This window comes from Mycobacterium sp. NGS35 (assembly GCF_059812855.1).
On sequence record NZ_JCALDL010000001.1, the window covers coordinates 192,622 to 213,568 of the forward strand.

The 20,947-nt window shown below is 65.5% G+C and carries 19 protein-coding genes; 4 read left to right on the top strand and 15 right to left on the bottom strand.

The features are described from left to right. Nucleotides 1–13 precede the first annotated feature (13 nt). Complete coding sequence (locus AC5Y4C_RS00990; protein ID WP_499962367.1) at nt 14–1,477, top strand: LCP family protein; 1,464 nt, start codon at nt 14–16, stop codon at nt 1,475–1,477. Between the two features lie 4 nt (nt 1,478–1,481). Next, nucleotides 1,482–2,180 carry a TIGR03089 family protein gene (locus tag AC5Y4C_RS00995; RefSeq protein WP_499962168.1) on the top strand — a complete coding sequence of 233 codons (699 nt, stop codon included), beginning with the start codon at nt 1,482–1,484 and terminating at the stop codon, nt 2,178–2,180. 8 nt (nt 2,181–2,188) lie between these two features. Here the strand turns inward: AC5Y4C_RS00995 and AC5Y4C_RS01000 are convergent, their stop codons facing one another. From AC5Y4C_RS01000 to AC5Y4C_RS01010, 3 genes are read right to left on the bottom strand one after another with little or no spacing between them, the layout of a single operon-like run. After that, nucleotides 2,189–3,358, bottom strand: coding sequence for an acyl-CoA dehydrogenase (locus AC5Y4C_RS01000; RefSeq protein WP_499907686.1), 1,170 nt, complete (start codon nt 3,356–3,358; stop codon nt 2,189–2,191). A gap of 13 nt (nt 3,359–3,371) precedes the next feature. Then, complete coding sequence (purE, locus tag AC5Y4C_RS01005; protein ID WP_499907684.1) at nt 3,372–3,896, bottom strand: 5-(carboxyamino)imidazole ribonucleotide mutase; 525 nt, start codon at nt 3,894–3,896, stop codon at nt 3,372–3,374. Then, complete coding sequence (locus AC5Y4C_RS01010; RefSeq protein WP_499962167.1) at nt 3,889–5,106, bottom strand: 5-(carboxyamino)imidazole ribonucleotide synthase; 1,218 nt, start codon at nt 5,104–5,106, stop codon at nt 3,889–3,891. The genes purE and AC5Y4C_RS01010 overlap by 8 nt, the downstream gene beginning before the upstream one ends. Nucleotides 5,107–5,189: 83 nt before the next feature. Here AC5Y4C_RS01010 and AC5Y4C_RS01015 point away from each other — a divergent pair, with 83 nt between their 5' ends. Beyond that, a complete protein-coding gene (locus AC5Y4C_RS01015) occupies nt 5,190–5,861 on the top strand; it encodes a GtrA family protein (protein WP_499962166.1) in 672 nt (223 codons plus the stop codon). On the opposite strand, the gene AC5Y4C_RS01020 is transcribed toward AC5Y4C_RS01015, so the two are convergent. After that, nucleotides 5,798–6,334 carry a PH domain-containing protein gene (locus AC5Y4C_RS01020; protein WP_499962164.1) on the bottom strand — a complete coding sequence of 179 codons (537 nt, stop codon included), beginning with the start codon at nt 6,332–6,334 and terminating at the stop codon, nt 5,798–5,800. The two genes, AC5Y4C_RS01015 and AC5Y4C_RS01020, sit on opposite strands and share 64 nt — an antisense overlap. A 10-nt stretch (nt 6,335–6,344) precedes the next feature. After that, complete coding sequence (locus tag AC5Y4C_RS01025) at nt 6,345–7,133, bottom strand: biotin--[acetyl-CoA-carboxylase] ligase (RefSeq protein ID WP_499962162.1); 789 nt, start codon at nt 7,131–7,133, stop codon at nt 6,345–6,347. Nucleotides 7,134–7,328: 195 nt separating this feature from the next. Between AC5Y4C_RS01025 and AC5Y4C_RS01030 the strand changes: the two genes are divergently transcribed. Next, nucleotides 7,329–8,720 (top strand): carbohydrate-binding domain-containing protein, encoded by a 1,392-nt coding sequence (locus AC5Y4C_RS01030; protein ID WP_499962160.1) that lies wholly within the window; start codon nt 7,329–7,331, stop codon nt 8,718–8,720. Between the two features lie 3 nt (nt 8,721–8,723). Here AC5Y4C_RS01030 and AC5Y4C_RS01035 read toward each other — a convergent pair whose 3' ends face one another. From AC5Y4C_RS01035 to AC5Y4C_RS01080, 10 genes are all read right to left on the bottom strand, one after another. Beyond that, nucleotides 8,724–10,985 (bottom strand): glycosyltransferase, encoded by a 2,262-nt coding sequence (locus AC5Y4C_RS01035; RefSeq protein WP_499962158.1) that lies wholly within the window; start codon nt 10,983–10,985, stop codon nt 8,724–8,726. 59 nt (nt 10,986–11,044) lie between these two features. After that, complete coding sequence (locus AC5Y4C_RS01040; protein ID WP_499914771.1) at nt 11,045–12,244, bottom strand: glycosyltransferase family 4 protein; 1,200 nt, start codon at nt 12,242–12,244, stop codon at nt 11,045–11,047. Between the two features lie 77 nt (nt 12,245–12,321). Beyond that, nucleotides 12,322–13,662 (bottom strand): hypothetical protein, encoded by a 1,341-nt coding sequence (locus tag AC5Y4C_RS01045; protein ID WP_499948041.1) that lies wholly within the window; start codon nt 13,660–13,662, stop codon nt 12,322–12,324. 33 nt (nt 13,663–13,695) lie between these two features. Next, nucleotides 13,696–14,880, bottom strand: a complete 1,185-nt coding sequence (locus AC5Y4C_RS01050) for a glycosyltransferase family 4 protein (protein WP_499962157.1) — start codon at nt 14,878–14,880, stop codon at nt 13,696–13,698. Further along, nucleotides 14,877–16,259, bottom strand: coding sequence for a lipopolysaccharide biosynthesis protein (locus tag AC5Y4C_RS01055; protein ID WP_499962155.1), 1,383 nt, complete (start codon nt 16,257–16,259; stop codon nt 14,877–14,879). The genes AC5Y4C_RS01050 and AC5Y4C_RS01055 overlap by 4 nt, the downstream gene beginning before the upstream one ends. Next, the gene (locus tag AC5Y4C_RS01060) at nt 16,184–16,450 is read right to left on the bottom strand and encodes a hypothetical protein (protein WP_499962153.1); all 267 of its coding nucleotides are present in this window, start codon (nt 16,448–16,450) and stop codon (nt 16,184–16,186) included. The genes AC5Y4C_RS01055 and AC5Y4C_RS01060 overlap by 76 nt, the downstream gene beginning before the upstream one ends. Continuing rightward, entirely contained in the window at nt 16,440–16,718 is a 279-nt protein-coding gene (locus AC5Y4C_RS01065; protein WP_499962151.1) for a hypothetical protein, read from the bottom strand. Before AC5Y4C_RS01065 ends, AC5Y4C_RS01060 begins: the two co-directional genes overlap by 11 nt. Further along, nucleotides 16,715–18,997, bottom strand: coding sequence for a DUF2206 domain-containing protein (locus tag AC5Y4C_RS01070; protein WP_499962149.1), 2,283 nt, complete (start codon nt 18,995–18,997; stop codon nt 16,715–16,717). Before AC5Y4C_RS01070 ends, AC5Y4C_RS01065 begins: the two co-directional genes overlap by 4 nt. 95 nt (nt 18,998–19,092) lie before the next feature. Continuing rightward, complete coding sequence (locus AC5Y4C_RS01075; RefSeq protein WP_499914762.1) at nt 19,093–20,223, bottom strand: glycosyltransferase family 4 protein; 1,131 nt, start codon at nt 20,221–20,223, stop codon at nt 19,093–19,095. Then, nucleotides 20,220–20,945: a polysaccharide deacetylase family protein gene (locus tag AC5Y4C_RS01080; RefSeq protein WP_499914759.1), complete on the bottom strand. Its 726-nt coding sequence runs from the start codon at nt 20,943–20,945 to the stop codon at nt 20,220–20,222. The genes AC5Y4C_RS01075 and AC5Y4C_RS01080 overlap by 4 nt, the downstream gene beginning before the upstream one ends. Nucleotides 20,946–20,947: the final 2 nt, after the last annotated feature.

The following is a 20,947-nucleotide window of genomic DNA, read 5'->3' on the forward strand; positions in this document are numbered from 1 at the left end:
CGCGCGCCGTGGCGTGCGGGTGCTGTGCACTGTGGTGGCGTGTGCGATCGTGTTGGCCACCGGACTGGCGTGGAGCAAGATCCGTTCGCTGGAGAACGGCATCCTGCACATCAGCTCGCCGCTGCTGGGCACCGGCGGTGAGGACGGCGCGATCGACATCCTTCTGGTCGGCATGGACAGCCGCACCGACGCTCACGGCAATCCGCTCAGCGAGGACGAACTCGCCCAGCTACACGCCGGCGACGACGTGTCCACCAACACCGACACGATCATCTTGGTGCGCATCCCGGACAACGGGAAGTCGGCGACGGCCATCTCGATCCCCCGCGACTCGTACGTGCAGGCTGCCGGCCTGGGGAAGACGAAGATCAACGGCGTCTACGGTCAGACCAAAGAACAGAAGCGCATGCAGCTTGTCGAGTCGGGCGTCAGTGACGCGCAGGCCGACGCCCAGGCCACCGAGGCGGGTCGAGAGGCACTGATCAAGACCGTCGCCGATCTCACCGGAGTTACCGTCGACCATTACGCCGAAGTGGGGCTGCTGGGCTTCGCGTTGATCACCGACGCCATCGGCGGTGTCGACGTCTGCTTGAAAGATGCTGTCTACGAACCCCTTTCGGGAGCCGACTTCCCGGCCGGCTGGCAGCGGCTGAGCGGGCCGCAGGCGCTGAGCTTCGTCCGGCAGCGCCACGACCTGCCGCGCGGCGACCTCGACAGGGTGGTGCGCCAGCAGGTGGTCATGGCTTCCCTTGCGCATCAAGTGATTTCAGGGAAGACCTTGTCCAGCCCCTCAGCGCTGGAGCGCCTGCAGACGGCGATTCAGCGCTCTGTGGTGCTGTCGGACGGCTGGGACATCATGGATTTCATCAAGGAGCTTCAGAAGCTGGCCGCAGGCAACGTCGCGTTCGCGACCATCCCAGTGCTCGACGAGTCGGGCTGGAGCGACGACGGCATGCAGAGCGTGGTGCGGGTGGACCCCTCGCAGGTGCAGGCGTGGGTGAAGGGCTTGCTGAGCGACCAGGCGCAGGGCAAGACCGAAGAGCTGGCCTACACACCGGCCAACACTGCGGTCGAGGTGGAAAACGACAGCGACATCAACGGTCTGGCGGCCGCGGTGTCACAGGTGTTGACCAACAACGGGTTTCAGCAGGGACCGATCGGCAACCACGACGGCGGGCACGTCCCGGGCAGCCAGGTGCGCGCGGCCAAGGCCGACGACCTCGGCGCGCAAGCGGTGGCCAAGCAGCTCGGCGGACTGCCGGTCGTGGCCGACCCGTCGGTGCGCCCGGGCACCGTGCGCGTGGTGCTGACCGCTGATTACACCGGGCCCGGCTCTGGGCTCGACAGCACCAATCCCACCGTCGCGACGGTCGATCCGGCAGCCGCAACCACCGGCGACACAGCCACCGACTCCGAGGCGCCGCCGCCGTCGCCGATCATCACCGCGGGCTCGAACGACCCGCAGTGCGTCAACTGAACCAGTGACCAATCTCGCTGCGGCAGTACTCGATCCGTTGTTGCGGACGGACCCGTCCAAACCGCGGATCACCTACTACGACGACGCCTCCGGCGAGCGGATCGAGTTGTCGACGGCCACGTTCGCGAACTGGGCTGCCAAGACCGCGAACCTGCTTCGCGACGAGCTCGGCACCGGGCCGGGCAGCCGAGTCGCGGTGCTGTTGCCGGCGCATTGGCAGACGGCGGCGGTGGTGTTCGGGGTGTGGTGGATCGGTGCGGAGGTGGTGATCGGCGACAGCGACGCAGACGTGGTGATGTGCACTGCCGACGCTGTTGCCGATGCCGACGCCGATGACGTGGTGGCGCTGTCGCTGGACCCCTTCGGCCGGCCCGTGAACGACCTTCCTCCCGGCGTCATCGACTACGCGACCACCGTGCGGGTGCAGGCCGACCAGATCTCTGCCGAGCGGCAGCCGGGTCCCGCGCTCGGTGGCCGCTCAGCGGGCGAGGTCCTCGCGTGGGCCGCGGATTCTGCTGCAGCGCAAGGTGTTTCGAGTCACGACCGGGTGCTGTCGACCGCCGACTGGGCGACCGATGCCGCGTTGGTGGACGGCCTGGTGGCGGTGTTCGCCGTCGGTGCGTCACTGGTGCAGGTAGCCCACCCCGACCCGTCGGCAATGGAGCGTCGCCGCGTCACCGAAAACGTGACCGTAATGTTCTGACCGGTGCCTCAGCGCAGCAGCGCGCGTGACATCACGACCCGTTGAATCTGATTCGTGCCCTCGTAGATCTGGGTGATCTTGGCGTCGCGCATCATCCGCTCCACTGGGAAGTCCTCGGTGTAACCGGCACCGCCGAACAGCTGCACGGCGTCGGTGGTGACCTCCATCGCCACGTCGGACGCGAAGCACTTCGACGCCGAGGAGATGAAGCCCAGGTTCGGTTCGCCGCGTTCGGCGCGTGCTGCCGCGCTGTACACCATCAGCCGGGCGGCCTCGACCTTCATCGCCATGTCGGCCAGCATGAACTGCACACCCTGGAACTCCGCGATCGACCGGCCGAACTGCTTGCGCTCCTTGGTGTATGCGATCGCCGCGTCTAGCGCGCCCTGCGCGATGCCGACGGCCTGCGCGCCAATGGTCGGGCGGGTGTGGTCGAGTGTGGCCAGCGCCGTCTTGAACCCGGTGCCCGGCTCGCCGATGATCCGGTCGCCGGGTATGCGGCAGTTCTCGAAGTACAGCTCGGTGGTGGGTGAGCCCTTGATGCCGAGCTTGCGTTCCTTCGGCCCGACCGTGAAACCTTCGTCGTCTTTGTGCACGACGAACGCCGAGATGCCGTTGGCGCCCTTGTCGGGATCGGTCGACGCCATCACCGTGTACCAGGTCGACTTGCCGCCGTTGGTGATCCACGCCTTGGCGCCGTTGAGCACCCACGAGTCCCCGTCGGCGCGGGCCCGGGTACGCATCGCGGCCGCGTCGCTGCCCGACTCCCGCTCCGACAGCGCATACGACGCCATCGCCTCGCCCGACGCCAGCGACGGCAGCACTTGCTTCTTCAGCTCGTCGGAGCCGGACAGGATCAGCCCCATGGTGCCGAGCTTGTTGACCGCGGGAATCAGGGACGCCGACGCGTCGACACGCGCCACCTCCTCGATGACGATGCAGGTGGCCACCGCGTCGGCGCCCTGCCCGCCGTACTCCTCCGGAACGTGAACAGCTGACAAGCCGGACTCGTTGAGCGCCTTGAGCGCCTCCTCGGGGAACCGTGAGTTCTGGTCGACATCAGCGGCGTACGGGGCAATCTCCTTCTCGCACAGCTCGCGCACCACCGCGCGCAGCTCGTTGTGCTCGTCCGGCAGTTTGAAGACGTCGAACGACGGATCACCGGCCCATTTAGCCATCTCGGCCTCCTTGCTACTCCCCAGTAACGGTACCTTCGGGGCCCAGCAACCGGTCTTTCAGGGCGGCGTCCTTCTCCAGCACCGACGCCTCGAGTAGGCGCTGGAAATCCTCGATGCGCTGGCGCAGCCGGGGGTCTGACGACGCCAGGATCCGTACCGCCAGCAGCCCCGCGTTGCGGGCGCCGCCGATCGACACCGTGGCCACCGGCACGCCGGCCGGCATCTGCACGATCGACAGCAGCGAATCGAGGCCGTCGAGCTTGGCCAGCGGCACCGGTACTCCGATCACCGGCAGCGGCGTGGCCGACGCAACCATGCCGGGCAGGTGCGCGGCTCCTCCCGCCCCGGCGATGATCACCTCGATGCCGCGCGACGCCGCGCCGCGGGCGTAGTCGAGCATGCGGGCCGGGGTGCGGTGCGCGGACACCACGCCCACCTCGAACGGAATGTCGAATTCGGCCAACGCGTGGGCGGCGGCCTCCATGACCGGCCAATCGCTGTCGCTGCCCATGATCAGGCCGACCCGCGGCTCAGGCATGCGCGTCCCATCCGTCGGTCCACTGGGCGTGCGACAACCAGTGTGCCGCCCGCAAGGCCCGCTCGCGCAGCGTGGCCACGTGATCGTCGTCGTCGGGCGAGCCGTTCCGGCCGAGAATATTGACGTGGCCGATCTTGCGGCCGGGCCGCTCAGCCTTGCCGTAGAGGTGCACCCGAGCATCGGGGATGCGGCCGAACAGGTGATGCAGCCGCTCGTCCATCGTCATGGTCGGCGTCTGCGCCGCGCCCAGCACGTTGGCCATCACCGTCACCGGCACCACGGGCGCCGTGTCGCCGAGCGGATAGTCCAGCACCGCCCGCAGATGCTGCTCGAACTGGCTGGTCGTAGCGCCGTCCATGGTCCAGTGCCCGGAATTGTGCGGGCGCATCGCGAGCTCGTTGACCAGCAGCCGGCCGTCGACGGTTTCGAACAGCTCGACCGCCAGCAGCCCGACCACGCCGAGCTGCGAACACAGCCGCAGCGCCAGCTGTTCGGCCTCGGCAGCGGTGTCCGGGTCCAACCGGGGAGCCGGCGCCACCACCAGAACGCAGATGCCGTCGCGTTGCACCGTCTGCACCACGGGCCACGCAGCGCCCTGGCCGAACGGCGACCGCGCAGTCAGCGCCGCAAGCTCGCGCCGCATTTCGACGCGCTCCTCCAGCAGCACCTGCACGCCGTCGGCCAGCAGCCGGTCCACCACGTCGCGGGCCGAGCCGAGGTCGTCGGGCAGGAACACCCCCTTGCCGTCGTAGCCGCCGCGTACGGTCTTCACCACCACGGGGCCGCCGACGCGGGCGGCGAACGCGTCGACGTCGTCAGCGCCGGCGGCCTCGGCGAACCGGGGCACCGGGGCGCCGAGCGACTCCAGGCGCCGCCGCATCACCAGCTTGTCCTGGGTGTGGATCAGCGCCTCCGGCGACGGCGCCACGGTCACACCCTCGGCGACCAGCTTGTCCAGCAGTTCTGTGGGAACGTGCTCGTGGTCGAACGTGACGACGCTCGCGCCGTCGGCCGCGCGGCGAAGCGCGTCGAGGTCGTCGTGGCGGCCGAGCACCACATCGGGGCTGACCTGAGCTGCCGGGTCATCAGCCGAAACCGCGAGCACCCGCAGGCTCTGGCCCAGCGGAATCGCCGCCTGGTGAGTCATGCGAGCGAGCTGACCAGCGCCGATCATCGCCACCACGGGCCAAGCACCAGACGAGTTACGCACGCTGCCATGGTGTCATGCGCGGGATGCGTGGTTGGCGCGCACGGTTCGGCGGTGTGGCCCGCACTTACGTAGACTGCCGAGTTGTGTCCTTCACCGACGCCACGATCGCCCGTCTCCCGCGTGTGGTCCGTCCGGCAGCAGAGCGGCATCACGAGCTGATCAAGTTCGCCATCGTCGGCGCCACCACGTTCGTCATCGACTCGGCGTTGTTCTACACGCTCAAGCTGACCGTCCTGGAACCCAAGCCGGTGACCGCCAAGATCATCTCCGGGATCGTCGCGGTGATCGCGTCGTACATCCTGAATCGGGAGTGGAGCTTCCGCGACCGGGGTGGCCGCGAACGTCACCACGAAGCGCTGCTGTTCTTCATGTTCAGCGGCGTGGGCGTGCTGCTGTCGATGGCGCCGCTGTGGGTCTCCAGCTACGTGTTCGGACTGCGGGTGCCGCACGTCAGCCTGACGGTGGAGAACATCGCCGACTTCGTCTCCGCCTACATCCTGGGCAACCTGTTGCAGATGGCGTTCCGGTTCTGGGCGTTCCGGCGCTGGGTTTTCCCCGACGAGTTCGGCCGCAACCCGGAGAAGGCGCTCGAGTCCACGTTCACCGCGGGCGGCATCGCCGAGGCGATGGAAGACGTGCACGAGGCGCACGAGAAGTCGAACGTCACCCCTCTGCGCCGGTCACGGCGGCGTCAGCGCGTGCCCGAGGACCGGCTGTCGGATTCTTCGCCGCCCAGGGTGTCGAAGACTTCGTGATACAGCAGCGAGTGGACCCGCTCGACTTGCGGGATGTCGTGGAATTCCAGCGGGTCTTGTGACGCTGACTCGATGATCAGCGTGCCGGTGCGCAGCACCCGGTCGAATATTCCGTGCCGGAATTCGACGCTGTTGATGCGCGCGAGCGGGATGTCTATACCCGACCGGGTCAGCACGCCGTGGCGAAACATCACCCTGCGGTCGCTGATGACGAAATGTGTTGTGAGCCAAGACAAGAACGGCCAGGCGGTAAGCCAGCCCACCAGCACCAGCCAGATGCCGGCCACCACCCAGTAGAGAACCGTCTTGGCCGTCTGGTCCCAGTCGGTGCGCTGCACCACCGCGGTCACGAACACGGCGACCCCGGTGGCGACCACCAGCACGAGCACCGGGCCGACCAGCCGCTTCCAGTGCGGATGCCGGTGCAGCACAACCTGTTCGTCTCTGGCGAGCACGTTGTCGGGGTAGCCCACGGCTTGAACCTTAGAGGTTGGGACGGATGTGCACGACGTCTCCGGCGGACACAGCCACGACGTCGCTTCCGGTGTCGATGCGCAGCTGCCCGTGGTCGTCGACCAGCAACGCGGTGCCGACAACTTCGCGGCCACCGGGCAGCACGGCCCGCACCGAGGAACCGATGGTGGCGCACCTGGAGCGGTACTCCTCCATGAGTCCGGTGTCGCCGGCGCGCCAGGACGTGACCCGCTCACCGAGCCAGCGCAGCAGTTCGGTGGCCAGCCGCGTGCGGTCGGCGTTGACGACGCCGAGGTCTGCCAGAGAGGTCACCTGCGGTTCGCCGACCTCGTCGGCGCGCAGCGTGACGTTGAGCCCGATCCCGACGACGATCGTCTGCCCGGTTGCCTCCGCGAGGATGCCGGCCAGTTTTCCGTCGCCGGCGAGCACGTCGTTGGGCCATTTCAGCACCGCGTCCACGCCCGCGATACCGCTCACCGCGTCAACCACCGCCAGGCCCGCGGCCAGCGGAAGCCAGCCCCATGCGGCCGTCGGCACGTCGGCGGCGCCAACGCCTGCAGACAAAATGAGCTGTGCCCGAGGCGCCGCCGACCACGTGCGCCCGCTACGGCCTCGGCCGGCGGTCTGGTGTTCGGCGAACAGCACCACTCCGTCGACGTCTTCCCCGGCGTTGGCACGGGCCACCAGATCGGCGTTCGTCGACCCGGTTTCTTCGACGATGTCGACGAAACGCCATGGCGAGCTGAGCGATTCGCGTAAAGAGGCGGCATCCAGCGGAGGCCGTAGGTCGGATTCCATGCGAGAAGCCTAAGCGCACGATGCCGGACGCACCCCGGCTCAATTCGGATTCCTTCTGTTACAGAAGTGATAGGTGAGCCTATTGATGCCGGTGAAAATTAAGCGGACGCTGTGAACTACTTCCTCGCAGCCGAAGGGGGGCCCGTGGGCCGGCTTCGCTCGCTACTTGCAGCACTGCTTGCAGCCGGAACCGCCGTGTCGCTCGCTCCCCCCGTTACGGCCGCGGACAACACCGTCGAAGCTGAGACCATGGTCGTCACGCCGGTCAACGCCGGTGCCACCTATAGCGATCCGACGGCATCGGGCGGCGGAGCGCTGTTGTTGCGGTCGAAGTCCACCGCTACCGCGACGATATCCCTGCAGGCAGCATCGAGGATTGCCGTCAAGGCAGCAGGTAAACCATGTTGGGGTTCTCCGCGCATGACCGTGTCCGTCGACGGCAAATCGGTGCTGGCGACGACGGTCGGCGCGAATTCGTGGACCACATATTCGCCGTCAGTCACCATCGCGACCGGATCGCACACGGTGACAATCGCTTTCACGAACGCTCTCTCGGCTTTGGGCTGTGCACGCACACTTCTGCTCGACTCGCTGACGTTGACATCTACCGCGCCGCCGCCACCAGTCCCCGGAACGCCGGTGCTCGTCGGTGCCAGCGGCGGTGGAGAACTGCTGTATCTATCGGCCGCCGACCTGTCGAAGGTGCTCGACGTTGCGAGCTCGGCCGGGGCCCGCTACGTCCGGGTCGACCTCAATTGGTCGGAGATCGAATCCGTTGAGGGGCAACGCAACTGGGCCAACCCGGACCGCGTGATCGATGCCGTCGTCGCACGCGGAATGCGACCGGTCGGTCTGCTGCTGCATACACCGCGGTGGGCGCGGGTTGCGGCCGCCGTCACAACCGAGGAAAGCGCGCCGAAAGACCCCGCCAAGTTCGCGACGTTCGCCAAAGATGCGGCCAGCCGCTATCTGAACCGAGTTGCATTGTGGGAGGTGTGGAACGAGCCGAACATCGGCTGGAAGCCGCGACCGAACGTCACGGCCTACGCAACTCTGCTCAAAGCCACCTACACCGCGATCAAGTCGGTCAGCTCAGACATGTTTGTCATCTCCGGCGGTTTGGCGCCCGCCACCGACAGCTACTCGCAGATTGCGCCGATCACGTTCGTCAAGGGACTGTATTCGGCGGCAGCCAACTCGTACTTCGACGCGTTCGGGATGCACCCTTACACATTCCCGTATCTGCCGAGTGAGCCGAACTCATGGAGTGCTTTTCAGCAGATGTGGCAAATGCGTGACGTGATGGTTTCCGGTGGGGACAGCGCAAAAAAGATCTGGCTCACCGAGTTCGGCGCGCCTACGGGTACCGACTCGACGTCGGTGACGGAAGCTGTTCAGGCGCAGTCGTTCAGCTACGCGCTGCAGTACGTGCAGAACAACTCCTGGATGGGGCCACTGTTCGCGTTCAGCCTTCGCGACCGCGGCACACATCGGCTGGACCCTGAGGACAACTTCGGCATCGTCCATTACGACTACAGCCCAAAGCCGGCTCTTGCGGTGATCAACAACTTCGCCACCGGCGCATAAGGTTCAGCCGCCCAGTATCGCCTGCCTGAGCGCCTCGTATGCCGGCTTCTTGGAGCCGTCAGAGCGACGCAAGCCGTAGTTGGCTTCGGGATCAGGCGAACCCGTATCGCTGTCGCGATAGGTGTACCAGATCAGTGCTGCGACACCGTCGTCACCATAGGCGGTCTTGACGGCGTCAGCGGCGATCTCGGCCTGGCGCGCTTCGCTGACGTGGTCATCGCTACCCGGCTCGCCGCCAGTGGGCGCGCCGAATTCGGTGATCCAGATGGGAGGCGCGGGAAGACCGGCATCCGTGAAGATACGGCGAATCGACGCCAACCCGGTGCTCGCGTCCTCTCTGGGGCTCACCCACGGACCGCGTTGACTAGCAAGATTTGGATACGTGTACGGATGGATGGCCACTCCGTCGATTCGCTGTGCAGCTCCCGAGCGCACCACGGCCGCGAGGAAGTCTTGAGGGGTGATCCCGTCGCGGCTGGGGTTGGTGATCGACAGACCACCGGTCACAACTTGGGCGGCAGGGTTGGCCGCTTTGATCCTTTGGGTCGTCAGCCCGAGGAGTTGCGCGTAGCCGAGCGGGTCGGGCTGCGGCTGCCAAAACCCTTGAGTGTTCGGCTCGTTCCAGATCTCCCAGACGGTAACTTTCGGATACCTCGCCGCAGCGTGAGCCGCGAATGTCGCGAACTGCTCGGCGCTGGCCGGAGCGCACTTATCGCTGGAGCAGCCGGCCGGCCTCGCCCATGGCGGCGTGTACGCGAGGATCGGAAGTAGCGTCAGCCCACGCTTGCTCACCGCGTCCACCACAGTGTCGAAGCGGTGCCAGTCGTAGGCATTCGCCGAGTCCGGTTGGATGTTCGGCCACGCCAGATCCACCCGTATCCATCTGGCACCCAGTGCGGCAGCGTCATCGAGAGTGGCCGACAGTTCCGCCGCCGGCATGCCGAACAGCGTGTCTCCGTAAGCGATTCCGACATGCGATCCCGCCGCCGTCAACATCCACGGCGGCTTCAGCGATGGTTTGCTGCAGCCGCCGGACATCACCGTGACGATCGAAAGGACCGCGCACGCGATGATGCTGGCGACAGCCGACCGCCGCCGCCGCGAGCCGAAATCGCCGCCACCGGTTGTCATGGGTTCTGGTGCGCAAGCCGCCGGCTTCGTCACGCGGTAAGCGGGCAGGCACTGGTTGACGGCCTCGTCCCAGCTGAAGTCGTTGGCACTGTCGAGTGCCCCGGTCGACAACCTCGGGCGCTCAGCCAGCGCACGCGCGATCACCTCGGGCAGATCGCTGCCGTCGGCCCGGCTCAGGTAGCCATTGCGTCCCGGTGTTATCAGAAGGCGAGCGAAATTGTCCGGATGATCTGTGGTGATCACTGGCGTGCCGCAGGCCAAGGCCTCCACCGCCGCCAGCCCGAAACCTTCACGGCGCGTGGGGAAGACCATGAGCCGGGCGGACTTCATCCAGCCGATGACCTCGGCGTGCGATTGCAGTTCGCCGGTGAACCTCACCTGGTCGGTGAGCCTCAGTGCGGCTACGCGCTGTGTCAGCGTGTGGTGTTCAGGGCCGGTGCCGATGACGGTCAGCGACAGCCGGCTGCCGCGCTGACGCAGCTCGGCTATCCCATCTATCAATGTGTCGACGCCTTTGTGCTCCAGAAGCCGCCCGACGAAAAGCAGGTCGCTGCTTGTGGTTTCGGCCGGCACGTCGCAGATCGCGCGGAGGTCGACGCCGTTGTTTCCGACGAACACCGGCACGCGCCCACGCGTGGCTTCGCGGATTCGTTGCGCCGTTCCCTCGCTAACGGCGATGATCCGATCCGGCAACTGCAGGACGAGCTGTTCGGCGAATGCGGCCAACACGCCGATCGGACCCAGATAGCGCCGCCAGTAAGTGCGGCCCCACACTTCGTGCCAGGTGGCTATCAGTGGTTTTCGCCGGATGACACAAACCGCCTTGACGACAAGCACCGGCAGAATCGGGATCTGATCGACCTCGACGACATCGAACCGCGCCGTCACCATCCGAAAGCAGGACAAGGCGAACGCGACGGCTTGCAGGATGGACCGCCGTTGTCCGGCGTACAGCGGCCACCGTCGGCAGATTGCGTGGAGCCGAACAGGTCCCTGGCCGGTCACCGCGCCGCCCTCCCACCACTTCATGGTGTAGATGTCGACGTGGAATCCGCTTCGCGCGAGGCGCTGCGAATACTCTCGAGTCCGGGTCTCCTTGCCGCCGCTGTGCCAGGGCGCCATGGCGTCCGTCACGATTGCCAGACGGGGCTTTGGTCGGACTACGCCGAGGGTGCGTTCGCACCGACTGACACTCATAGCCTCTCCAGATGCTTGTCCGATGTCCGATCAGGAGCCATCGGGTTCAGCGTCCGCGCATAGAGCTCAAGCGTTCTGTCGGTGAACGTATCGGCCGAATACTCTGTTGCCCGTTGGCGTCCGGCCTCGCCCAGCTTCCTGCACAGTTGCGGGTCCGACGCGAGCCGAACGATCGCGTCAGCCAGTCCGCGCTCGTCATAGGGCTCGGTCAAGAACCCGTTGACGCCGTTGACGACAAGCTCGGGGATGCCGCCCACGCGGCTCCCGATGATCGCCCGACCCACACCCATCGCCTCCAGCGCGACCGTCGGCAGGTTCTCCGGCCACAGCGATGGGATCACCAATGCGTCGGAATTCGCCAGCGCGTGCACCACTTCCTCAGAGCCCAGGCGGCCCAAGAACCGCACGCCATCGGACACATTCAGCTCCGCTGCCAACGCCTGCAGCGCGGTGCGCTGACTGCCGTCACCGGCGATCGTCAGGGTCACGCCAGGGCACTCCAGCCGTGCCAGCGCGAAGGCCCGCAGCAGAACCTCGACGCCCTTCACGGCTTCCAGTCGGCCCGCAAAGAACAGCCGTCCGGCGCAGGGTGGCGCTACCGCGTCCGGAAGGTTGATGCCGTTGTACATCTGCACGATGCGTTCGGGGCCGACCTCGTCTTCGAGCACTCGCGCGAAAAAGTGGCTCGGTGCGATCAGCGCGCTGCATCGGCGCAATGCGAACAGGTACGCGGGGCGCTGGACCATCCGGAAATACAGAGAACGCAGACGCCCGATGATGCGCAGGTCACCTCGGCGGTAAGTGCCGTTGCGGTAGTCGGAGTTGGGCAAATGCCACGGGATGAGGGCGCGGGTGAAGTCCTCGGGGCCGTGGACTGTCATCACGAACGGGATCCCCCAGGCCGCGAACAGCGCTGCGGGACTGAACTCTCCGATCGCGTGGAAGTGAATGATGTCCGGCCGGAAGGTGTCGAAACTCCGCCGAAGTTCGCGGAAAGCTCTGAGGTAAAAGAAGTAACGCAAGAGCCGCCGCATCGGACCACCGGAGATGCGCGGGATCAACACGTCCGCGAAGACGTCGTTGTGCTGGCTGGCCTCCTTATCGGTGGCAACGACGTGCACCACGTGGCCGCGCTCGGTGAGTGCCCCGCGCAAGGTTTGAATACTTCGTTCCGCACCGCCAGCCTGCCAACCCATGTCGTTCACATGGCAGATTCGCAAGCCGTCGTGCGTACGGAGATGGTCGTCAATCACGGTGTTGCCTCAGTCCGTTCCTATGCATAAGTCCGGGCCGATGCCTCGGCCGAATCGTCGCAGCCAAGTTGTTGAAGCACGCTGCGCAGCGACCACCGAACCGCGTTTTCATCGAACTCCTCCGGGAAGAACGAAGCCGTGAGCTGGATTTCGCCCGGCGACGGCGAGCACATCAAAATCGAGATGTTCGACTTGCTCGCCGGCGGCAGCGCAACGGCGAAGTTGTGTCGGCTATCCGGCAACCACCGCACGTCTGCCATCTCGGGCAACCGGGTGATGTCGGAGAACACGACGGTTGCCTCGCCGGTGGGAGACCGTTGTGCGACAAGCCAATCCGCCTCGCAGCGGCGCTGCCTCAGCGGCCACAGCAGCCGCGACTTGGCAGCTCCGCCCACCATCTCGATCAACGGCCGGCTGGAGGCGAGGTGGGTTGCCAGTGTGTCGCCGAACTGCTGCGGTGTGGTATCGGGTCGATTCTCCACCCGGGCCACCGCGGTGAAGTTGGCCCACGTACGTCGGCCACGTGGGAGATACCGGCGCAGGTCCACCAGCACCTCGATCACCGGCGACAGCGGAATGCCGGCTTCACGCAGCGAGCGGCACAGCAGGTACATCAGCACAGCCGAGGAGGACATGGCGAGTTGATGTTCTGCGCGATAACGACGTAACGCGGCGAGACATTCGTCGCTGCTTCTCACGAACACGGCAGAATAGGGCTCTGCCATTCGCGCCGCCACGGCCGCGGCTCCCGGCGCCAATTGGTTCTTCACTCTTGCCGGCAACGCGGCGAGCCTGTCTCGTAACACCAGTCGCACTGCGGAAGCGAAGCTTCGTGGCTTCCTGATAGCTACATTGAGCGCCGACCACACGGCTGGGTTGCGGATAGCCCGGAGGTCGTTGCCGGCCGTCCTCGGGTAGCCGTCGGCACTGCAGCGTGACACTTCACCAACGATCTTCAGCATGACGTGAGCGTCACCGAGCCCGTGGTCGAACCGAAACGCCACGAATTGACCGACCGGCATGACCGACACCGGAATGCGAACCCCGCGAGCCGCCTTCATGATCGAGTTCAGTGCGGCCGTGACTCCATCGGCACTGTCGACAATCGGTGCCATCACCGGGGGGTGTCGCACTGCATTGCCGAGCAGGCCGGGGTCAAACCGCCATACGCGGGAATTCGGTTGCGGGACCAAGCCGAGACGTCGCAGGGGATCACCGGCAGACAGGCCGAACAGGGCGGCCGTGATGTCTGCGGTGTGGCCCGCGGCCATCGGCCCCGCGAGGATCCAGATAGGCTGGCCGCTGAGCAGAATATCCAGCTGACCGGCGGCTATCCACTGAGATGCGCTGTCCTGCTTCATGTTTCGTAACCTGACCATCTGTTTCCCTTCGAGTCAGCCCGCATAGCAAGCAGGTACGTTGAGAGCTCTGTCGAAGACGGCGCAGGTCCGGTCGGACTGGGTGGCCCAGGAGAGTTCGGATCGGACCTTGCTCGCACCCCGGCGGCCCATATCGGCGGCACGCGCCGGGTTGGCCAGCAAGTCGGCCAGCGCCGCCGCGAGGGTAAGAACATCGCCGGGCGCATGCAGCACGCCGTCGACACCGTCAGTGACCAGAGTGGGAATCCCCCCCACCGGGGTGGAGACCACGGGCCGCGCCGTCGACATGGCCTCGACGAGAACGGTGGGAAAGCTGTCGTAATGGGTGGGAAGTGACACCACGCTGGCCCGCCGGTACGCCACAGCGAGCTTGTGCCGGTCCAATCGGCCGGAGAAGGTCACGATGTCATCCACACCGAGTCGCCGACACAAAGCCACATGGTTGGCCATCGCGTCACCATCCCCGACCACCTCGAGTCGAACACCCGGTCGCCGCCTTCGCAGCGCTGGCATCGCCGCGATCAGGTCAGGCAATCCCTTGTAATGGGCCGCTTTTCCGAGAGAGCCCACGAACAGCACCCGGTCCGGCTCGGGTGGAACGCCGGCGGCGTCGAAGACGTCGACATCGACGCCGGGCGGTATCGTCGTCGCCTTGCCCGAGAACAGGCCGGGATAGCTGTCGAATACGTAATCGGATGAGCAGATGACCTGATCGGCACGCCGTGCGGTCCTGGTCAGCACCAACCGTTCGTAGGTCCGGCACGTCACATCGTAGAGAAGCCGCCCGTTTCGCATCGGCCCGGTGTGATATGTCAAGACAAACGGCAGGTCACCGGCTGCGCGAGCCGCGACGTCGGCGAGCAGCGGGACCGGCGCGTGTGCGTTGACGATGGTGATCCGCTCACGTTCGATGATTTCGCGCAGAAACCGCGACCAACGCAGGCCGACCGGGGTGTTCGAGATCCGCACCTTGAAGGGGATGCGGTACACACGGGCGTACTCGGTGTCGGTGACCCGGGGTGCCGGCCCCCGTTCGGGTTCGGTGGCGACGACGACGACGCGCCACCCGTGCCGGTGGTGAAGTAGCCTGGCGAGGTTTTCGACGTACTGCTCGACTCCGCCGATATCGGGCGGGAAGTACGGTGAAACCAGCAGGGCCGTCCTACCGTCATTGTTCCCAGCGCCAGCCTGAACGCTCATCGCATCGCCTCCGACATCAGCGGTGCGGGCTCGGCGCCAGCCGAATTTCGTTGATGAAGAACGATTGCCACCACCGCATACCCTCCAGTGACCAGGTTGCCGATCAGCCACGCCCAGCCCAGCCACTCCAGTCCCCGGCCACTCCACAACTGGGCAAGGCCGATCGTGGTGAGGGCAAACGCCGCGCTGGATATGACCAGACTTTTCATCAGTCCCAGTAGTTTGAGCACCGACGCGGTCCAGGTGTTGAGGGCGACGGCCAAAGCGCCAATCGCCAGTATCTGCAACAGATTATCGGCGTTGTCGGCGTAACCGGGACCGAACAGCGAGAGGATCCAGTGGCTGCCGATGACCAAAACGACAACGGCGGGAACCAACAGCGCCACGAGCATCAGCGCCGACCGCTTGAGCAGAGCTCCCAGCCGCGACTCGTCGAACGATCCTTCGGCGAAGAATGCTTCGCCGACCGCGTACGCGACAGAGTAGACGGCATTGGCGATCTGAAACGTCAAGAAGAAGTAGCCGGCTTCCGCCTCGCCGCGGGCGTGCAGAACGATCAAAGGCAAAACCATGATGGGTGCAATCGTCGCGACGCTGGACAGGTAGCCCGACATCGAATAGCTCAGCTGATGACGGCTGAGCTCGGCGGCGCGCCGAAAGTCTATACGCAGACCCAAAATCCTGTACATGCACACGATGCTCGCTCCAAGCGCGATGACGTATCCCGCACCGACGGACGCGAAGATGCCGTAGGCGCCCAATCCGATCAAGGCCGCTGGAGCCAGAAGCTTGGTGATGCCCTGCAAAAACCCGTCAATGAGCAGGTTGTACTCGGAATTTCGCGCGGCGATGAAGACGAAGTCTGTCAGCAGATTCAGGGCGGATGCCGCCCCGGCGATCAGGAAGCCGACGGCATAAAGCGGATTGTCGCGAACGAAAGACAGTTCAGGCGCATAGATCGGTACGAACAGCACGTACACAGCAGAGAACAAGAGTCCGAAGCCGCCGACCGCAAGAAGGCTGCGGGTGACTTGGGCGTTGCGGTTGCTCGAGTTCGCGTAGAACCGCACGATCGTCACGTTCAGCCCAAAGAGGCTCAGATAGGCGATCAGCGACGTTGCCGACACCAACGACATTCCGGCACCGACCTGCTCCGGGGTGAACATCCGGGCGGCAAGGACCGAGAAGCCGAAACCAAGAATGGCCATGGTGCCCATTGCGGCCATCAGAAAGGACGAGTTCCGAATCAGTCTGTCGGAGTGGGCCCCTCGACCGGCGCGCTCTTGAAGCGTGTTGCGGGTTATCACAAGCCACCCCCTTTCGTCTCCGCACCGGCGTGTGCGATCACCCGCAGCACGAAAAACGACACGATGGAACACACCAGTGAGACGGCGAGGACGAACCCCTCCGTCGGCGCGTCTGCGAAATGAGTGAGCGGCATGGTCATCGTTTCCCGATGCGCAATCGAGTTCGCCATGAGATAGAGCATGGGCAGTGTCGAGTAGACGAACACGGTGCGAAGGATTGCGACGCCCGAACCCCGACTGCGCCGGTGAATGTCAGTCCTCACCGCGCCTCCTGCGGCGTTCGCCGATCTGACGCAGAAGATATGCCAGAGCTGACATGCCGAAGCAGATTGTGGCCATGGTGTCCCGGCGGATGGGCAGCCACCACACAATCGGCTCGGCGAGAATGTCAGGGTTGAACACAGCGACCAACGCGCCGTAGATCCAGCCCAGCACGCCGAAAACGACCACGGTGTCGATTCCCGCCCACGCTGACGCCGGCCAGATCACCCGCTTCCATTTGCCTTGTGCTGCTTGATCATTGCTGGTCATCGGTAAATCCTCGCGCCGTTATTGCTGTAGATCAGGCTCTTGTTCTCGTCGAGGAACTCGACCGGGTACTTGTACGTCACGGTGTCGCCGGCGTACGACAGCGCAACGTCGCCCCTGAGTACGGTGGTGGACCCGAGGAAGGCGTAGGCGTCCTTGCGGACGAACACCGGGAAGATGTCATCGCCGTCGCTGGGCTCGGCGTATCGCTGACGCGGTGTGAAAGCGTAGACGTAGCAGTACATGTGGGCTTGCACGTCAGGGGCCTTCTCGGCCGAGATCCGCGTTCGTAGCCACGTGATCGCGGTGTCCTCTTGTTCATGCAGATAGCAGTTGTCGTAGTATTCGCCGGCGTTGTTCAGGTGGAGCTGGGGCGGATACCCGCCCAACAGCTGCGGGATCACGCCCGTCAGCGAAAGGTAGAGCGTCACCGCCACGGCCAGCGCGACATTGCGTGCCCATCGCCCGCCCAGCAAGTGAAAGGCCTGGATACTCCCGACGGCGAGGAACGGCGCCAGCCAGAACAATCCCTGGCCGAAGGCACGAAGGAGCCCGTAATCGACCGACAGCTGCGGCAGGAGCACCAGCATCGCCATAGCGGCGATGCACGCCAATGCGCCGCAAACGAATTCAAGGCTCGGCCGAAAGGCACCCGCGCGGCCGCGCAGCACCGCGAGAAAGCCGACCGCAATGCACAGCTGCATCCAGATCGGCGCGACACGGCGCAGCGTTCCGTTGACGGCCGACGGACTCGCGCCGGCAGCGTCGAGGACCTTGCCGAGGGCGGTCGTCGGCAGTTGTTCGGCCGCCACCACCGGCGTGGGATACCGATCGAGTTCGGACAGCGGGTAACTCGCCCCCGCCGTTCGGTCGCCTGCAGTAGTTTGGATCGCCTGGTTCCTGAAGTCCCGCAGCCGTTTCTCGGCGCTGAGTTTCTCCCCGCCGACGATGGCGTAGGAGGCATCAGACGACCGTTGACCTTCGTCCGCTCCCCCGGTCAGCGACGTCAGCGTCGAGCGGAAGGTCTGCTCCACCTGGCCGCCCGCACCAGTGATCGGACCGGCCCAAACGAAGGTGAGCGCCCCGAGCACGAGCAGGATCGACCATGTCAGAACAGGCGGGCTGGGACTTTGTAGGATGCGGCGTTGCCGTGACGCGTGGTGCCTGCCCCGCCGCTTTCGCGTCAACCGGCGGGCGGCCGGCGCGAGACGCGTTGCGGCCCAACACAGCCCGAGCACAGCCAACAGCACATACGTCGTCGAATAGTGCGACAGGACGACACCGACACCGAATGTGACGAGCCCGATTCGCCGTAATCGGACAGGCACCGCGCGATCTGTCATGAGCAGAACCGCGGCGCCGAGGAAGAAGAACGCCACCTCCTGTCGGTTCAGGAACGGCATGTCGCCGAAGTAGGTGGGATACGCGACGAAGTAGACGGCGGCCAGAACTGCGACCGCCCGCGACGCGAACCGCCGGGCAATGAGGTAGATGAGCACCGGGCACAGCGCATAAAGCGACTGGAAGACGACCTTGAACACGAAAAGGTCGGGGATGCCGGTCGCCCGCTGGATGATGGTGGGCAGGATCGTGATGCTCAGGCAGGCGTTGTACGCCGAGTGGAACGTGTCTGTGCCCCAGATGCCTTGGCTGGTCGTCAGTTCGAACAGCCTGAATTCGCGCTGAATGTCGTGGCCCGTCACGAACCAGCCGCGCAGTGATGTCATCAGCAGCAGCGCCAACGACAGCATGTACAGCGTCGCAACAATGGTCGACTCACGCAGCACGGATCGCCATGTGAACATCATCACGATAACGGCCGCCCCGATCACCAGCGTGGCGGTGGTGACAGCTCCACTGGCCCCGTTGTTGAGACGGATCGGCCCGGCGACGGACCCGACGACGAGAACGACACCAGCGGCCAGCAGCAGCTGATCGCGCGTGCCGATCACCCCCGCTGCCCGGGAGCGGATGACCGGATCGCTGCGCCAGCGCCATCGCGATGGCCGCCAAATGCTCAGTGCCACAAGCGCGCCCAACATCGACAGGACCACAGGGACGCGGTCAAGCGGTCGCGCCACCCCCGCGAGCGGTAGAACCAAATTTACGACGAGGCCGCCCACCATCATCGCGAGCACCACCAACGCCAGCGAGTACAGCAGCGACTCATGCGCCCTGGTGGTCGTCGGCCAGTTGACCTTCGCGTGCACGAGCATCACCGGGATCACGAACAACATGGCCAGGCCCGCCACCAAGCGCAACAAAAAGGGGCCGGCATCCACCAGAACAACGCCGGCGCAAGCCGCCGCAGCGATGACCGGTATAAGGTCGCGCGCACCATCGGTCGTTGCGGGCTGCGATGTGGCTGGGGCAGCGGTCATGTCGCCGCCACAGAATCGTAAAGGCATTCCAGCGCCGAAACGCTGTTGTGCCACCGGAAGTTCGTTCCGCGGTTGGCGCTGCGGGCCGACAGCTCGGCAAGAAGTGCGGGGTCGTCGGCCAACTTGTCGATGGCTGCGGCCAGCGACTCCGGGTCCGGTCGGACCAGCAGGCCGACACCGTCGACGATGTCCCGAGTTCCCGGCGCATCCGCCGCGATGATCGCCAAGCCGGCAGCCATTGCTTCCAAGAGGACGAGCGGCATGCCTTCCTTATCCGACGAGATGACGAACACCTGCGCCCAGCGGTACCACTGCACGAGTTCGTTGCCGCGCGCTGCACCAGCCAACGTGACGCTAGTCAGCCCGAGATGGTCGATATGACAGCTGATCTCATCGCGAAGTTCGCCGTCGCCGACGATCACCAGCTCGACGTTCGACGTCACGTGGGCCATCGCGGTGACCAGCCGCAGCACGTTCTTCTGCGCGTCGAGCCGACCCACGAACAGCAGACGCAACTTGCGCGCTGGCACAGGCTGTGCAGGGGGCCGATCGCACGCCTCATAGAAGCGCGGGTGGACGCCATTGGGAATCACAGTGATTCGCGCGGCTGGCACGCGGTGGTGGGACTCGAGGAACCGGGCCTGCTCCCCCGACAACGCCACGACGGCCGCCGCGCGTCGCAGAAACGGCCCGAGCACCCACCGCTTATAGGCACCGAGGAGCACACCTAGTGGACCGGAGGGATCGACGTCGAGGTGGAAGTGGGCGATGTAGGGGCGCCGCCGCAGAAACGACACCAGGAGAACGACTTCGGGGACGAACGCTTGTGCGGTGTGCACATGCAAGATCGAGCGCCGGCTGATCGTGAGCAACCTCAGCGCCAGGCCCAGCGAGATAGGCGTGTGCGCCACCGAGAACGCGCCGAACCGGCGCACTCGGACACCGGAGGTGTTCTCCCGGATGGGTGCCCTGGCGGAGCCGCAGGTCGTGGTGATCACGTGGACCTCGTGACGCTCGGCCAGGTGCTCGGCGAGCGTCTGCGCGACGTTCTCCACACCACCGAGGTGCGGCGGGTAGTAGCTGGTGACCTGAACGACGATGTGCCGCCGCTGGGATGCGCCGATCATGCGCCCGTGGCGACGAGGTCGCCGTTGTCGACGTACGCCACGTCTGACCTGCCGCCGACGTAGCGGAGCAGCCGCTCCAGCCGACCCCAGTCGCCGTTGTCGTCGATCTCCCAGCTGTGTCCCCACAGATGGAACACACCGCCCGTATCCAAGACGCGGTCGAATATTGCCATTGCCAATTCATCCCAGTTCCAGTACATCCGGCGCGCCTTCCGCAGATTGCCGGCGGCAAGGCGCACGGTGGCCGGCCCGTCAACGAGGTGGCGGTACGCGTGCACCGTCGTATGGGTTTCATACGGCGACGACATTCGTGTGACTCCACGACGTACTGTGCGCGCCAAGGCGAATCCGGCATTCTGCACCATCCCGATATGCCGGGCAGCGTACTGCCCGCCGGGATAGCAAAAAGATCGCAACCGCACGCCGGTCACCTGCTCAACAGCATCCTTGCCGTCGACGATCTCGTTCCAGGCGACGTCATCGGCCAGGCCGGTCAACCGGCGATGCGTGAGTGTGTGGCCACCGATCTCGAAATCGTGCGCCAATGCGGCGACCTCGCTGTCGCGCAATCGCTGTTGCTGGGGCAGCTCGACGTTCCGCGGCGCGACGTAGAAGGTTCCGCGCAACCCATAGCGCTCGAGCAAGCCGGCCAGTCGTTGATCGCAGGCATGGCCGTCATCCCAACTCGTGGTGACGACGACAGCTTGGTTTCTAGCGGACATTC

What these genes read in the sequence shown, in the direction of transcription:
- AC5Y4C_RS01065 (WP_499962151.1), bottom strand. Translation starts at nt 16,718, where the DNA reads ATGACCAGCAATGATCAAGCAGCACAAGGCAAATGGAAGCGGGTGATC.
- AC5Y4C_RS01000 (WP_499907686.1), bottom strand. Translation starts at nt 3,358, where the DNA reads ATGGCTAAATGGGCCGGTGATCCGTCGTTCGACGTCTTCAAACTGCCG.
- AC5Y4C_RS01040 (WP_499914771.1), bottom strand. Translation starts at nt 12,244, where the DNA reads ATGGGTTGGCAGGCTGGCGGTGCGGAACGAAGTATTCAAACCTTGCGC.
- AC5Y4C_RS01080 (WP_499914759.1), bottom strand. Translation starts at nt 20,945, where the DNA reads ATGTCCGCTAGAAACCAAGCTGTCGTCGTCACCACGAGTTGGGATGAC.
- AC5Y4C_RS01045 (WP_499948041.1), bottom strand. Translation starts at nt 13,662, where the DNA reads ATGAAGCAGGACAGCGCATCTCAGTGGATAGCCGCCGGTCAGCTGGAT.
- AC5Y4C_RS01050 (WP_499962157.1), bottom strand. Translation starts at nt 14,880, where the DNA reads ATGAGCGTTCAGGCTGGCGCTGGGAACAATGACGGTAGGACGGCCCTG.
- AC5Y4C_RS01075 (WP_499914762.1), bottom strand. Translation starts at nt 20,223, where the DNA reads ATGATCGGCGCATCCCAGCGGCGGCACATCGTCGTTCAGGTCACCAGC.
- purE (WP_499907684.1), bottom strand. Translation starts at nt 3,896, where the DNA reads ATGCCTGAGCCGCGGGTCGGCCTGATCATGGGCAGCGACAGCGATTGG.
- AC5Y4C_RS01025 (WP_499962162.1), bottom strand. Translation starts at nt 7,133, where the DNA reads ATGGAATCCGACCTACGGCCTCCGCTGGATGCCGCCTCTTTACGCGAA.